General features: G+C 59.4%; 11 protein-coding genes. 7 read left to right on the top strand and 4 right to left on the bottom strand.

From position 1 onward, the window contains the following. The first annotated feature begins 472 nt into the window (after window positions 1-472). Entirely contained in the window at window positions 473-766 is a 294-nt protein-coding gene (locus tag A9K68_RS27935; RefSeq protein WP_065010972.1) for a hypothetical protein, read from the top strand. Here the strand turns inward: A9K68_RS27935 and A9K68_RS27930 are convergent. After that, complete coding sequence (locus tag A9K68_RS27930) at window positions 709-1,263, bottom strand: hypothetical protein (RefSeq protein WP_245430183.1); 555 nt, start codon at window positions 1,261-1,263, stop codon at window positions 709-711. The two genes, A9K68_RS27935 and A9K68_RS27930, sit on opposite strands and share 58 nt — an antisense overlap. Before the next feature lie 282 nt (window positions 1,264-1,545). Then, complete coding sequence (locus tag A9K68_RS27925) at window positions 1,546-2,067, bottom strand: helix-turn-helix domain-containing protein (RefSeq protein WP_141246647.1); 522 nt, start codon at window positions 2,065-2,067, stop codon at window positions 1,546-1,548. A gap of 377 nt (window positions 2,068-2,444) precedes the next feature. Here A9K68_RS27925 and A9K68_RS27920 point away from each other — a divergent pair, with 377 nt between their 5' ends. From A9K68_RS27920 to A9K68_RS27905, 4 genes are all read left to right on the top strand, one after another. After that, window positions 2,445-2,789 (top strand): hypothetical protein, encoded by a 345-nt coding sequence (locus A9K68_RS27920; RefSeq protein WP_065010969.1) that lies wholly within the window; start codon window positions 2,445-2,447, stop codon window positions 2,787-2,789. A gap of 1 nt (window position 2,790) precedes the next feature. Then, entirely contained in the window at window positions 2,791-3,084 is a 294-nt protein-coding gene (locus A9K68_RS31975; RefSeq protein WP_245430182.1) for a hypothetical protein, read from the top strand. 108 nt (window positions 3,085-3,192) lie between these two features. Continuing rightward, window positions 3,193-3,789: a DUF6088 family protein gene (locus tag A9K68_RS27910; protein WP_065010967.1), complete on the top strand. Its 597-nt coding sequence runs from the start codon at window positions 3,193-3,195 to the stop codon at window positions 3,787-3,789. Beyond that, window positions 3,779-4,816, top strand: coding sequence for a nucleotidyl transferase AbiEii/AbiGii toxin family protein (locus A9K68_RS27905; RefSeq protein WP_065010966.1), 1,038 nt, complete (start codon window positions 3,779-3,781; stop codon window positions 4,814-4,816). The genes A9K68_RS27910 and A9K68_RS27905 overlap by 11 nt, the downstream gene beginning before the upstream one ends. 370 nt (window positions 4,817-5,186) lie before the next feature. Here the strand turns inward: A9K68_RS27905 and A9K68_RS27900 are convergent, their stop codons facing one another. Both A9K68_RS27900 and A9K68_RS27895 read right to left on the bottom strand, forming a co-directional pair. Next, complete coding sequence (locus A9K68_RS27900; protein ID WP_082982644.1) at window positions 5,187-5,705, bottom strand: 2Fe-2S iron-sulfur cluster-binding protein; 519 nt, start codon at window positions 5,703-5,705, stop codon at window positions 5,187-5,189. A 23-nt stretch (window positions 5,706-5,728) separates the two neighbouring features. After that, window positions 5,729-8,557, bottom strand: a complete 2,829-nt coding sequence (locus A9K68_RS27895) for a molybdopterin cofactor-binding domain-containing protein (protein ID WP_065010964.1) — start codon at window positions 8,555-8,557, stop codon at window positions 5,729-5,731. A 2,681-nt stretch (window positions 8,558-11,238) separates the two neighbouring features. Between A9K68_RS27895 and A9K68_RS27890 the strand changes: the two genes are divergently transcribed. Continuing rightward, window positions 11,239-12,099, top strand: coding sequence for a hypothetical protein (locus tag A9K68_RS27890; RefSeq protein WP_065010963.1), 861 nt, complete (start codon window positions 11,239-11,241; stop codon window positions 12,097-12,099). Window positions 12,100-12,346: 247 nt separating this feature from the next. After that, window positions 12,347-14,092, top strand: a complete 1,746-nt coding sequence (virD4, locus tag A9K68_RS27885) for a type IV secretion system ATPase VirD4 (RefSeq protein ID WP_065010962.1) — start codon at window positions 12,347-12,349, stop codon at window positions 14,090-14,092. The last annotated feature ends 90 nt before the right edge of the window (window positions 14,093-14,182 follow it).

The following is a 14,182-nucleotide window of genomic DNA, read 5'->3' as shown; positions in this document are numbered from 1 at the left end:
AGGAACGGCGTAAGCGGCCGACCAAAGAAGACGCTCTGGACACACCAAGGATCAGGCCGCCTGAACCCGCTCCCGCTCCGCCTCCGACGCGCTCTGTCCCTCGCGCAGCCGTGCTCGTCCTCAAGGGACGCTCCGCTCAAGCCCTTGCGGAGTGCGCGCGCCTGCGCTTGACGGGACGCGCGACGGCGGCTCCGGAGATCAGGCTTGGTTCCAGATCGCTTCGTGCGGGAAGCTAAAGCTCGGAAACCGCCTTTCGCCTACTGCGCCGACACTGTTCTGTCCCTGGCCCTGCCGTGCTCGACGATGTCACCTTGGATTGCATCTGCCGAATTCTCGCGTATCCTGCGGCTGCGCATGTGAGCACAAGGTGGCGCCTGGCGCTTCGACGAGCCACCCCAGCGAGAACCAGCGTCGGCATGGCGACCGAAAATGCTGAGGCAAGAGACCGCCACTCCAGAAGGAAACGTTCGTCATGGATTCCCATGCCGTTATTGCGTCCCTGCCAGTCGCCGGGGCCGACCGTACTGTGCTTATCGAGGCTGCCAACGCCGCGTTCGAAAGGGTCGTTGAGCGGATTGAGCCGGACAACGAGAAGCTGACTCGCACCCTTTGGGACGCCGAGTCCTATATCGATAATGAAATCACGGCAGACATGTTACCGATTTCACGGGACGAGGCTGCGTACCTAGTCGACGTGTTCCTGGTGCATCATGTCATTGGACTAACTGTCGAAGCAGACCAGGAGGCCGCTGAATCCCGGCCGTGAACCTCCCCGGAGGCAGCTGGATCTGCCTGCTGCAATCTCGCGGGCAGCGCGATCAATGCACTGACCTTTGCCGCCACCTCTTCAAGGGTGGCAGTGAGGCGGTTTATCTGCGAGGCGGTGGCGGCCCGTTCCGGGCCGTAGCGGGTGACGAGATATTCCCGGTTCTGGCTAAGGGACTGGAGATGCTTGGCCGTCTTCGCGCGAAGGCGCAGGCCCGCCTCCAGTGCGTGCTCCGTGCGTCTCGACAGGTCGTGCTGCAGTTTGCGGATCTGATTGGGATTGTGCCCACGATGGAGCAAAAGCGCGGTCAGGTGGAGTTCGATCGCATGAATCGCCGCCAATCTGAACGGCGCTCTGGTGAGCGGCTTGCCGGGTCGTCCGAGCTCAAGGAGGTGGTTTGCCGCCTTGCGGTTTTCCTCTGCCAGCTCGTGAACCTGCTGTGGCGACGCTAGCTCGCCGGGATATTTGCGTTCTTCGATAGCCATATAGCGCAACATAAAGATGCTGATTTCCTGTGCATATATTCAGCGCGAAAACAAATCGAGTTTCTTGCTGAGTGACCGGGGCCACTACACGCGTCGGAAGGCGGGGCGGCCCGTTCTGGCACTGCGGCGGTCAGGCGAGAAACGGCTGACGGAAAGGCGCTACAGCAGGCCGGATCCGCTCATCTCGCGGATCCTGACGTTGCCTCCCGTCCGGCGGCCGGCCATCGCGTTGGCTCCCGAGTAGCGGCGCGATGGAGTGGCCGTTCCGACAGTCCTCTACCTAGACTTAGACTACTAGGGAGACGGCGCCGCCACTTCGTCCTCCATGTCGAGCGATTTTTCGACTGCCTCCGGATTCCGGGCGATGGTCCAAAGGAGAGTATTCGCCGCTGCATCCGGTTCCGAGCGACCTTGCTCCCAGTTCCGAAGCGTTGCCAGATCGAGGCCATACCTCACGGAGAACGCCTCCTGGGACAGCTTGGTGCGATCCCGAACTTCGCGAACGCTTATCGGCCGCGGCGCATGAACCTTCGCGATCACTCCTGCGGACGAGAGTTCGTCCTTAAGTGCCCGCAGGTCGTCGACGCAAGGAACAGTTACGAACGCCTTGCCGTGATCGACCATTTCCGTGAGTACCGCATGGGCCGTCCTCAGCGGCAGCTGTCTCCTGACAAGAACCCGAGCAGCCTCAGGAGTATTCGCGCCGTGTAGAAAGCTGAGGCTCAGCCGGACGGGAGAGCCTGACGACACCCGGACGACGTCCCGGGTTCGCACCCGTTGTCCGAACCGCTCCATGAACTTCGATGTAGTCGACATTAAGCTTCTCCGCGATCACTCGACCGAGCTTGCGCAATTTGGATCAACCCCATTGGACCTGGGCATCGCCCCCGATATGCAGGTCACGGACAACCAGATGGTTGCTGCCCATCTCCACGTCCCCCAATAGCTGAAGCACGCCATCGGGCTAGACGACATCAAAGAGGAGGCAGGGTCCTCCGAAATGTCAGCGTCCACAATGAGTTCGATATCATAGCTGCACACGCGATCCCTACGCAAGTTGCTTATAGAAAGCATGTCAGGTGCTGGCGAGGGTCAAGGCCTCACCGATCTTCGAATTGGCGCGATGCTGGCAACACTCGCCGGCTATGTTGTCTAAAATCGATTTTTGTTAATGGGACCTGCGAGGAACCCCGATGACGAAGATAGCTGTACGTATGCGTCGCGGCCAAGGGTCGGTGGGCAAGCGGACGAGAACCTTTCCCAAACTGGCTGAGAAATTGCAGATGCGTCGCTTGGCCAGGATTAACGCCGTCCTGCAGAGGGCGGAAGAATCCGGCCTGCGCGCTGAGAAGGACGGCAGGATTGCGGGACGGGTGAGTGCTGATCTAATTAAGAAGGCCAAAGCTCGAAGCGGATTGACATCTGATACCGAGCTCGTCGAATTTGCGCTGGCAAACGTGGCTCTGGAAGACAACTTCGCCGAGACCTTCAGGAAAACACGGGAAACTGTGGATCCGACGCTGAAGCTCGGATTCTGAATTGACCGATTTCGACTTTGGTGCGGCCGTAAGATGGTCGCGATTTGATTCCCAAAAACCCTTGAGCCGCGGCCCCGAAATGGAGCTGCCGATCATCGGCAACCTCGTCGGGCCTGAAGTTGCGGGCGAGGGCGGCAATGACTCGGGCCATCTTCCGCAGTCGCCTTACCCGGATGCCTCATTCATCCATGCAGGAAGGTCGAAGACCTGCGGCAGCCTGATCCCGTTCCAAAAGCTCAATGCCAGACGTCCCGTTTGGACAGGCAGGCCGCGTCATAATTTGGGTGGGATATAGCGTCCAGATTTGGCCATAGCCTATCTTGATCTGTTTCTTTGCAATTCAATATGATAAGAGCCAATTCGGTCAGAAACTCGAATCTTCTCTCTGACAGGAGCTAATGCCATGGAAGAGGTCACGCGAGCGGTTCAAATGCGTACGAAAAGAGCCAAGGAAGGTGCTTTGCTCACTTCGAAGGAATTCGTTGGCTCTGGAAACCGTGCGGCAGCCGATCAAGCTCTGAGCAGACTTGCGAAAAAGGGCGAACTGGCGCGCGTCTACAGAGGAATGTACACGCCCTCAAGGAAGACGCCGTATGGATATGTGCTGCCGGAAGCGGAAGCCATCGTGAAGTCGTACGCTTCCTTGTCAGGTGAGAAGGTCGTCAATTCCGGTGCTACGGCGGCGAACCAGCTGGGCCTGACGACACAAGTTCCGGTTCAAAAAGTCTTTCTCACGACCGGAAAGTCGAAGAACCTGAAACTTGGCCGCCGCACAATACGCCTCAAGCACGCGCCCGCTTGGATCACGAGCCTGCCAAAGAACAGGTCGGGCGAAGCCATCCGGGCAATCGCGCACCTTGGCCGAGCTAACGGTGTCCACTACGCGAAATTGCTCAAGAACAGACTGACCCCCGAGGAATGGACTCGCGTAGTCGCCCTCAAGGCGAAAGTGCCCGCTTGGCTCCATACGGCGATCTCGAAAGCAGAAAATGAGCGGTGAATCCTTCTTCGATTTGAAACGTGGCCAGCAAAGAGACGCTCTTCTGGCCGCTTCGGCAACATTGGGACGCGAGCCGCATATCCTTGAAAAGGATATCATGGTCGTCGCGACGCTTGACGCTGTCTACACCTCCGCATTTAGGGACCTCCTGTATTTCAAAGGGGGTACTTCGCTTTCCAAAGTCTATCGGCTGATTGACAGATTCTCTGAAGATTTGGATCTGACCTATGACATGACAAAGTTCCTTGATGGTGGGAACTTTGATGAGGACGGCATTCCTCCGAGCGGATCGCAGGCGAGCAAACTAACTGAGATGGTCAGGAAGCGCTTGCCGGAGTGGATTAAGGGCGAATTCGCTCCGATGATGGCGCGAGCCATGGCCGACAAGGGCATCAAGGTGACCTTGGCCTATAATTCCTCGGAAACGCTCAATGTCGACTTTGAGAGTCGTTTCGATGGTCACTCTTACGTTCGCTCATCGGTTCTCTTGGAGTTCGGCGCTCGGTCCACAGGTCGGCCGGCCGAAGAACACGCAATAATTTGCGATGCGGCTCAGGCGAACACAGGTCTCGTGTTTCCGACCGCGTCGGTCCACGCGATGGCGGTGGAGCGCACCTTTTGGGAGAAGGCGACAGCGGCTCACGTTTATTGTCTTCAGCAGAACCTCAAGAAAGACCGCTTCTCGAGGCACTGGCATGATCTCCATTATATCTACAAGTCGAAACATTGGGCATCTGCGCTCGAAGACGCGGAGCTCGCGAGGAAGGTCGCGCGCCACAAGTCATTTTTCTTCAAGGAGAAGGACAAGGACGGCCAGATCGTGGACTACGGCAAGGCGGTCTCCGGCGAGATCGTTATGGTGCCTTCTGGCACCGCCTTGAAAGAACTGGAGAAGGACTACCGCATCATGCAGGAAAGCGGCATCACAGCCGCAGACGCGCCGGATTTCGGGGCGGTCGTGCAGAGCTGCAAGGAGATGGAAGTTGCCATCAACAGTGCCTTGGGTTCGGCGAGGAAGAGGGCGTGAGCTGTGCAGGGCTGCCTGCTGTCCTTTTTGTATGAACGCGCCGGTCACCGTGGCTTTGTCGGGAAAAGCATCTAGCGCGACGCAACTGGAAACGCTGGTCGGCAGTCCTGAAGCGCGGTTTCATCGCGATGATGGATGTGGATGCGCTGTCGCTCAAACAAGGCTTGACCAAGCACACCGACATAGGAAGCGTAATGAACCGCAATGCGAGGCGTGCCGCGCAAGCGCAGGCACGGACGGGAACTATTTGACCGTATCGCGGCGAGCAAAAGGGACACGCCCAGGTGCCGGAAACAGAAACGCCCGTGCTGCACGTCGACCTGATGCGTGCCGCAGGCCAAATATCCAGGAACCGCCTCATCGCCGGACCTCAGCCCTGTACCAGGCCGGGCCTGCTCAGGATCACGTGACGGACCGCCTCATAATAACGGACATAACCGGTGCAACGACAAATGTGCGGCGCAAGCGCCTGCTCGATTGTGCGTTCGACATCCGCCCTGCGGACCGGCTTCTCTTTGAGACGCTCAACCAGCACGGTTGCACCGGTGACAAAGCCCGGCGTGCAATAGCCGCACTGGAACGAAAAACGTTCGACGAAGGCCTGCTGAATCGCGGAGAGCCGAACGACATCGCCATTCGCGTCGCGTTCGGCATGCGCTTCGATGGTGCGGACAGACTTGCCCTTGAAGAAATGCGCTCCGGTGATGCAGCTGCGGATCTCGCGGGAACTTCCTTCCGGCCCATCGAGAATGATCGCGCAGGCGTGGCAGATGCCTTGGCCGCAGCCAAGCCGCGAGCCCGTAAGGTTGAGATATTCGTGCAGGAAGTCGATCATCATGAGATCGTCAGGTACGTCGAACGGACCGACCTTGCGATTGTTGACGGTCATCGAAAGTGGTCGTGTGGCAACGGTCACGGCAGGGCCTGCAGAATCTTCTCTGGCGTGATCGGCGTCTGATAAAAACGCTTGCCGATGGCATGGTTAACGGCATTGACGATCGCCGGAACGATCGCGATCATCACAACCTCGGCCATTCCCTTTGGTGGATCGATATCGGAAAGCGGCGCCAATACCTCCGATGTCTGTGTCCAGACCGCGACATCCCTGGCATGCGGCAGGCGATACCGGTTCCAGTTCCACGTCCCGTCGCCGGGACCGTCTTCATAGAGCGGCAACTCCTCGAGCAAGGCGTGGCCGACGCCCATAGCCATGCCGCCTTGGAGCTGACCCGAGACAAGTTCCGGCACGATCTGAGTGCCGCATTCGAGGATGGAATGATGCGAAAGGAGCTTCACGTCGCCTGAGGCGGTGTCCACTGCGACTTCGGCGATCGTCGCCACGCCCGTGTAACAGGTGCCAGCGGCGTTCTGGCGCTGTACCGGCGGATAGAAGACCTGGCGCCGGTCGAGAAAATGGAAGCCGCCGCAGGTCATCAGCGCCTTCAAACCAGCCGGCGCGCTTTGGCCATAGCAGACCGAAAGCGCGTCGACCGGCAAGCGGACGGCGCCGACGTTCGGCACATCGAACACCGCCTCGGCCCATTGCCCGCGATTGAAGACATGGACGCTGACCCCCGTGACCAGGCCGAGCCTGTGCGCCGCCGCCGCGAGTTGTTCCAGTGCGAGCGGCTCCATCCCTCCAGCCGTCAATTTGCCATCTGCGATCCGCACGTCCGCCATGTCAACAGCGAGCGGCCCCGCCCGCCCGCCGCCCGGTCCACTAGACCAGAGCGCGACCGCAGCCGGCCAGAGCGACAGGTGCAGCAGCGCGCGCGCCGCCATCCGCGTGGCGTGGCCGATGAAATAGGCGCTGTTTGAGGCGCTCATCGGTGAAATAAACGAGGGCGTCCAGCGTGGATTGCGTGCCAGCGCGTCCTCCCTGTCCTGCGGCGTCGTATAGGGCTCCTCGGTGGAGACGAGAGGCATCTCGGGCCAGTCGACGATCCCGAAGGCGCAGTCGTCCGGCACCCGGCCGATGATGTCGGCGACCATCACCGCCTGCGAGGTGGTCAGGCCCGTGCCAATATCATTGCCGTTCTGGCGCATGGTGAGCCGGCCGGACGGATCGAATGACAGCGTGGTCACCGCTGCCTCGGCTCCGGTGCCGTAATCCTTCTGCACCTGCGCGAAACCGATGCCATAGCGCTTACCCGGATTGGCGGTATCGAACGCCGCTTTGTTCGTATCGCGATCCCTCCACAACGGATGGGCACGAGCCCGCTCCAGGATCTCCTCGGTCCTTAGCGCCCCGCCGGCAATGGCGCCCTGCGAGTTCTTCATGCCGGTCTTGAACGCGTTCTTGAGGCGAAGCTCGATCGGATCGATGCCGAGCAGTTCGGCGGCCTCATCAACCATCATCTCGGTCGCGGCCATGGTCTGCAGCGTTCCGTACCCGCGCGTCGAGCCAGCATCGACAGCGCGCGAAGCGCGGACTTCGACCGAGAAATCGCTCTTCGGCAGATAATAGATGCTCTGCGCCGCGCTGGCCCCGACCTTGCCAACGTCGGGCGAGAAGTTGCGCCGCCCTCCGGCATCCATGCGATACCTGCCTTTCATGATGCGGAAGGCGTGCGTGGAGCGATCCACGACAAGCGTATTCTCCATCCAGAAGGCATGGCGCTTCAACCCCATCTGGAATTGCTCGAGGCGGTCGTTGGCAAGACGCACCGGGCGCCCGTCGCCATAGAGGCCTGCCAGGATAGCGTAGTAGGGAAAGATGGAATGATCCTTGGTACCGTATCCGACCGTGTAACCGATCGAAAGGTCGAGCGCCTTCACCGCGAACCGCGATTTCGACAGCATTTCCAGCGTCGAGGTCGCCACCTCATAAGGCGATTGGGTCGCGATGAGTGCGTGCAGGGTCGAACTGCCCGGCTCGAACCAGGCATTGCCATTGTCGGGTTCCATCGCGCAGGCGTCGGTCGACTGCGAGAAATAGCTTCGCTTCAGGACCAACGCATCGTCGCCGGTTGCTGTGATCTCACGCTCGATCTCGCCCGCCGCCCACAGGGCGCGGGCCGCCGCATCGCCGCTCTGATCCGGCTTCGGCCAGACGACCCGATCGCCGTCGAAACTGCCGTAGATGGTGGTGTCTTCGAGCGGATCGGTTTCATTCGATGTCGCGCCGCCGATGCGCACGAACCGGCTGGCGCTGTAATGGGGTGGCGTGTCGTAGCCGCCGACCGCGCCCCAGCGCACGATGCCCTTGGCGAAACGGACCAGCCGCTTGGCCGCGTCGAACCGCGCGAAATCCTTGTAGATCAAGAGCGCGACCGGCTGACCGAGCAGGCGCGGAATGCGTCCCTTCGGCACCAGGAACATGTCGCCATAGAAGCCGGGAGCCGTCGTTTCTGGCGGCGCAAGACCATCGCGCACAAGGTCTTCGCCGGCTATCAATTGGTCGGGCTTGAGACCTTCGCCCAGCAGTGAGAGGTCCAGCCCGTCCAACGGGGCGTCGGCCCAGGTGCCGCGGATCAGGAAGGCGTGGCTCTGTTGGTGCGGCCAGCCCGTTATGTCCCGGGCGCGAAAATCGCGGGTGAAGGTCTTGTCCCCCGTGACCTTGGCCACGGCGTCGATCCTGAAACGCGGCCGACCGTCCGGTCCGATCCAGTTTGGCGAATGGCCGGGCGAATTGGCAATGGGCGCAGCCGATGCGGGCCGGCCCAGAAAACGGATCTTGACCGCGATCCCCGCGCCAGCCGCCGCTGCGATGAACTGGCGCCGCGAAACCCTGCCGCTCATGCGGTCTCCCCGAAAGGCCGAGAGCCCGACCCTACACCCGGCTGGCTCGCCTCACCTGTATACTGCCGACTCGGGGCCGTTCCGCCATTCCGGCATCGCTGACAAACGGAACGGCCTTGCCCGGTCATGAAAATCGCCGGGCCTGTTGCATCAGTCCGCAATATTGAAGCGCATGACTTCTGCTTCGAATCCGAATGTTTGGATAGCATGTCCTCTGTTGTGAGCCCGTCCGAAGGATCTGGTCGAACTCGATGGGGTCGGGCGACGCAGGCTGGCTTGTGGTGGTGTGTCGTCAGGCGCCCCACGGAATCAACATTGCGAGTATTTTCCTTCCTGCATCGGACTGTCGTGATCGGGCGGCTAATTTCATAGCCAAGAGTGGCCGCCCACCGGCAGAGCTCCCGTCATACCCAGTAGCGTTGCGCGGTTTCCGGGACGTCCAGTCACGTTTGCAATGCGCGTGTTGGAATCGGTGAATCTGCGACACATCACCGCCGCGGTTTGGCCACGGAGTTGCCGCAATATCCCACGACATAGCCGGCGTTGCCTGAGACGGTTCGGTCCGGCACCGGCTCAACCAAGCCCCCCCGCTCTAGGGTCAGTGCCGGATCGAACCACTCTCTTCCGACCCCCGAAATGCGCTCAGCAGAAGCAAGCTGATCCGCTTCAACGATGCGTGGTCTCCCAAATCGCATGGGGCGGCAAAGACCTGCACAGCAAAATGGTTTGAGGCGCGCCTCGGCTTCAGGCGAGAGGCAACTCTGGCCGGCTCTACGATGCCTTCGTTGTGAGAGCTCGTTCAAAGTAGCAAACTGTTGCTGGTCGCTAAGCAGGCTTGCATACCCATCGCCTCTGTCGATGCTCCCATCATAGTTGGTGCCCTCAACCATGCCTGATGATCCAACGATTTCGTCATGGCGCAGTGATCGTGGTAAATCTCGGTCTCTGTGCCTGGGATCGGCCCCCCGTTCCCCAGGTCGTGGTCGAAATCAATGTTGGAACCGTGTACAGCCGCTTCTCAGGCCTTCACACGTGAAAACACGCTGACCGTCTACGTTGCTCTGCGTATCGGGGTCCCCCAGGACGTGGAATGCCGCTTTGTAGGATCGACCTCTAACGATATCAGGCCTGGGTCCAACCTCTGGCAGCCAGACAAAGTTGACAGCGCAACCGACGCAATGATGCCTGTCATGTTCATTTCCCCTCACTGTGTATCGCGGTTCCGTGCATCGTTTGAGGATCATCTGCTGCACTGAGCGTGCCAAAAAGAAAAGGTTTCAATTACACGGTTTAGGAGCCGCCCTTGTCCGTCGGACCTCTGACTTTGTTGCAAAGCCGACACTGGTCGTCATGGCTGGCGACAGGGCTTGGGATCTTCGGTCGCGACCACGCAAGCCCAGAGCCGTCTCGGCGGTGAGGCGCGGGGGCATAGGCAAAAACGTCACAAGTACGTGCCCATGCTCCCTCTGGCGAATACATCATTGCGGTCGGATCCACTCGAGAAATCTGGCCTGACAGTTAGCGTAGATCGTTTGCTTTGGCATCGCGCAGAAATGTGGGTGGCGAGAGTGTCTAATGCCGATCGCGACGGTAAGCTGAAGCGTATTTGAGCCTTGATAGGGCTTTCAATTCAGGCTGCGCCCATGAACAGGCATGGTGGCGGCCAGGATGGCTGCATTCCGGCAGTAATGCCAATCGCTTCTCACAAGCAGAGCGCGTCGGCGCCACTTGCACCCTCATTCACCCCCTTGCACCCGATCGTGTAGGACCGTGCAAGGTTGGCCCCAGACTGCAGCGTGAAGAACTGAACCCGTCTTTAGGGAATTGAAATTTTCTGTGAGTCCTGCACCGTCGAGGGGCGTGGAAGGCGAGGGATGATGCAGCCAAAGCAAGTTATATCGATGGTGCGCCTGCAAAGATGCGATTGGGGCAGCGCGGCAATTGCAGCCGGTCATGTTGCTGCGGAGGTGGCGCTGAATATATGCCGTCCGTTCCGCGGTGGCTGCCAGGCGACTCCCGTTGAGAAAACCCAGGCCCAAAGGCATTGAAGAAGTCGCGATCGCCCAGGCTTGGTTGGCTCGCCACCGGCTGGTGCTGACGACCGCGGCACTCATAGACGACACACGGCCGAGTGAAGGACGGGGCGGCATTGCGCGACCGTGCGGCCCGCCCACGCGCGATTTTTCCTCGTCGGACCTTTGCTCCTCGCCTAGCGCCGGCTGGGTCGGGAGATTGCCACGGGCCTCCAGCAGGAATGCCTTAGTCGCGGGCATGGCACAGTGATGCTATTGGCGCGGCGCTGCGCAAATTACCGGTCAGGTCGCGACTGTTTTCCTTGCCGAGGGAGCACGACAACTCGGCCGCGGCTGATCAGCCGGAGTGGGCGATCCTCGTCATGAAATCCTCGAGCATGCAAACCTGCGCTCAAAGGAGAAGCTGCTGCGGCGGACATCATGCCGGGCTCTTGCAAGGACCGGAAGCAGCCAAAGAGTCGGCGACGGCGTGCCATTCATGCGCTCAGGCAGAACTCACTCATCGCATTTGATGCCAGCCTCATCATCTTTGGCTTAGACGGGGCTGGGAACCCTCTGCCAGACTACAACTGTAACATCATATCGGTTCAGCAGGTCAAGCTTCGGTGGTAACCTCATTGCGTAGAATAACGACTTTGGAGACCGAGCATGGATCGCGATAACAAACGCGCACGCGCAGCTGCAAGTTCATCCCAAGGCGGGAGGGAACCCAGTAACATCCTGTCCCTTCCAGAGGGGCCATTAAGCGAGGTAGCAGAACGGCTGGTAACCGCTAACCCACGCGATACAGCGCGAAATCTTGCGGGCTTCAAAGACCTCGGGAGGCAAGCGCGAACAGCCGTTCGGGGCACTCAACCCGGGTCAGAAACTGAACTCGCAAAATTTGAAAGGCGGGGCAATCAGCTCGGACAATCAGCCAGAGAGCTGACCTGGAAATTGACATCCGAATTGGGGTACCGGCCGGATAACGTAGCATTGGAGCAAGTCAGAGCGGTCAGCAACATAGCCAATTACCTAACGCCACATATGCAAGATGCTGTTGTCAATCGCATTGGCAACATGGAGCCGGCCTCGCAAGCTCTCGGAGCTTTTAACGTTGCGCCAAACTTCGGTAAGTTCAATGAGGAAAACAAATCTCGCATTCTTGATCAGGCCGTTGAATTGGCTTCTGATCCGGATGGCAACATCAGGACGGTGGCACGCAATGCTATTATAGCCGCGTATCACCAGTTCGATGCAAATCAACAGGCCCAAGCTCACGCAGTTCCCGGCATGGAAAACATCTTGCGGCAAATGCCTCCGCCGCAGCATGAGGCAGAGGAACGAAATGCGAATCTGGACGGCCACATAGCAGGTCTTGAGGCTGCAGCCCGTGCGACAGGCGCGCAAATCTCCTATGAACAGCTGCAGCGGGGTGGTCTAATCGGGCAGGCCATAAACCGCAACTACAGTCACGCCCGAGCGGACCTACTGGAGGCCACCAGAAACAGGGATCGCGAGGGCCGTTGAGGTCTCGGCCACGGTATAGGGACGCTTTCTCTCCCGAATTCCGTTTACGGCCTTGCCGTTTCCAGGTCGCTGGCCGTTGACGTACCTGCTTAGTGTAACTCCAAAAACCACGTCTTCCGGGTGGTGCGATGCAAGCGTCGCACCACCCGCCGCGGCATCGATCTGTCGAGTGGCGACATCGCGCGCGACGTCGGTTCGGTGTCTGAAGCAAGCGCAGCATTAGCTACGGCTAATCGGCAATGGAACAATGCCTTCAACAAAAACGACGCCCCCTAACATAGCCGTTAGCATCGCCTGCTCACTCGCCTTGGGCTTCTGTGCGGCAAGTCTGTACGCAACCTTCCGCCACGGCGGTGGCGGCGAGGCTCTGATGACGTTTGATGTCCGTGCCTTTTGGTTTGAGACGCCCTTCTATCTGGGTTTCGCAACCCCCGTTTTCTATCGGGGCGCGGCTATCGTGCTCTCGACATCCGCGGTCGTCTTGCTGATTCAGCAGATCGTATTGCGCCGCAAGCTCGAACACCACGGGACGGCTCGTTGGGCTCGAGTGGATGAAATGCGACGCACCGGATATCTGCGACGATACCGTGGCGTGACAGGCCCGGTATTTGGGAAGACGAGTGGCCCTTTCTGGCCTGGCTACTACCTGACCAATGGCGAGCAGCCTCACAGCCTCATCGTTGCACCGACCCGCGCTGGCAAGGGCGTCGGCATAGTCATTCCAACGCTACTTACATTCAAAGGCTCAGTGATAGCTCTGGATGTCAAAGGGGAGCTCTTTGAGCTCACCTCGAGGGCGCGCAAAGCCGCAGGCGACGACGTGTTCAAATTCGCCCCGCTGGATTCGGAGCGGCGCACAAACTGCTACAATCCGCTGTTGGATCTTATAGCGCTGCCGCCACAGCAGCAATTCACCGAAGCCCGCCGCTTGGCCGCAAACCTGATTACGGCCAAGGGGGAGGGCGCGGAAGGTTTCGTCAGCGGCGCGCGAGATATCTTTGTCGCGGGGATCCTTGCCTGCATCGAGCGGGGCACGCCAACAATCGGCGCCGTCTATGATCTCTTCGCCCAGCCGGGGGAGAAGTTTAAGCTCTTCGCGCGACTCGCCATGGAGACCCAGAACAAAGAGGCACAACGCATATTCGACGACATGGCGGGGAACGACACGAAAATCCTGACCTCCTACACTTCCGTGCTCGGCGATGGCGGGCTCAACCTGTGGGCGGATCCCGCTGTAAAGGCAGCTACAAGTCGCTCGGACTTTTCGGTCTATGATCTTCGCCGTCGCAGAACGTGCATCTATCTTTGTGTTGGTCCGAACGACCTTGAGGTGATCGCGCCTTTGATACGCTTGTTTTTTCAGCAAATCGTTTCAATTCTGCAGCGGTCGCTGCCCCGCCGGGATGAAAAGAACGAGGTTCTCTTTCTGCTCGATGAGTTCAAGCACTTGGGTAAGCTGGAGGCGATCGAGACCGCAATTACGACCATCGCGGGCTACAAGGGTCGCTTCATGCTCATCATCCAGAGCCTCTCCGCACTGACGGGGGCCTATGGCGAGGCTGGCAAGCAGAATTTTCTCAGCAATACCGGACTGCAAGTGTTCATGGCCACTGCCGATGACGAGACTCCGAACTACATTTCCAAAGCTATCGGTGAATACACATTTCAAGCCCAATCGATTTCCTACAGCCAGGCGCGAACGTTCGATTGGAACATCCAGAATTCACATCAGGGTGCACCGCTGTTGCGTCCCGAACAGGTGCGGCTACTTAATGACGAGTACGAGATCGTTCTCATCAAAGGTCTGCCACCATTGCAGTTGAGGAAGGTGCGATATTTTTCGGATCGCATCCTGAAACGCATCTTTGAAAGCCAGACAGGCGCCCTCCCGGAGCCGGTACCCTTGACGATAGCAGACGAGGGGCTCTCCGCAGAATCTCAACTCGATGACCCGCTGCGTGGATCGGCGCAAGACTTTGACGATACAGTTTGATGTGAGGCTAGTGTGGACCCGCGAAATAGTAATCCATCCCGTGTAACAGCTTTGTCGCAGGTGCAGGACGCCGGGTTGGAAGAGGGGCAA

This window comes from Mesorhizobium sp. AA22, from assembly GCF_001672375.2.
In the GTDB taxonomy this organism is placed as follows: Bacteria; Pseudomonadota; Alphaproteobacteria; order Rhizobiales; family Rhizobiaceae; genus Mesorhizobium; species Mesorhizobium wenxiniae.
This window is presented reverse-complemented; position numbering and strand designations above follow the sequence as displayed.

What these genes read in the sequence shown, in the direction of transcription:
- A9K68_RS27905 (WP_065010966.1), top strand. Translation starts at nt 3,779, where the DNA reads ATGAGCGGTGAATCCTTCTTCGATTTGAAACGTGGCCAGCAAAGAGAC.
- A9K68_RS27900 (WP_082982644.1), bottom strand. Translation starts at nt 5,705, where the DNA reads ATGACCGTCAACAATCGCAAGGTCGGTCCGTTCGACGTACCTGACGAT.
- A9K68_RS27895 (WP_065010964.1), bottom strand. Translation starts at nt 8,557, where the DNA reads ATGAGCGGCAGGGTTTCGCGGCGCCAGTTCATCGCAGCGGCGGCTGGC.
- virD4 (WP_065010962.1), top strand. Translation starts at nt 12,347, where the DNA reads ATGCCTTCAACAAAAACGACGCCCCCTAACATAGCCGTTAGCATCGCC.
- A9K68_RS27925 (WP_141246647.1), bottom strand. Translation starts at nt 2,067, where the DNA reads ATGTCGACTACATCGAAGTTCATGGAGCGGTTCGGACAACGGGTGCGA.
- A9K68_RS27890 (WP_065010963.1), top strand. Translation starts at nt 11,239, where the DNA reads ATGGATCGCGATAACAAACGCGCACGCGCAGCTGCAAGTTCATCCCAA.
- A9K68_RS27935 (WP_065010972.1), top strand. Translation starts at nt 473, where the DNA reads ATGGATTCCCATGCCGTTATTGCGTCCCTGCCAGTCGCCGGGGCCGAC.
- A9K68_RS27930 (WP_245430183.1), bottom strand. Translation starts at nt 1,263, where the DNA reads ATGTTGCGCTATATGGCTATCGAAGAACGCAAATATCCCGGCGAGCTA.
- A9K68_RS27910 (WP_065010967.1), top strand. Translation starts at nt 3,193, where the DNA reads ATGGAAGAGGTCACGCGAGCGGTTCAAATGCGTACGAAAAGAGCCAAG.
- A9K68_RS27920 (WP_065010969.1), top strand. Translation starts at nt 2,445, where the DNA reads ATGACGAAGATAGCTGTACGTATGCGTCGCGGCCAAGGGTCGGTGGGC.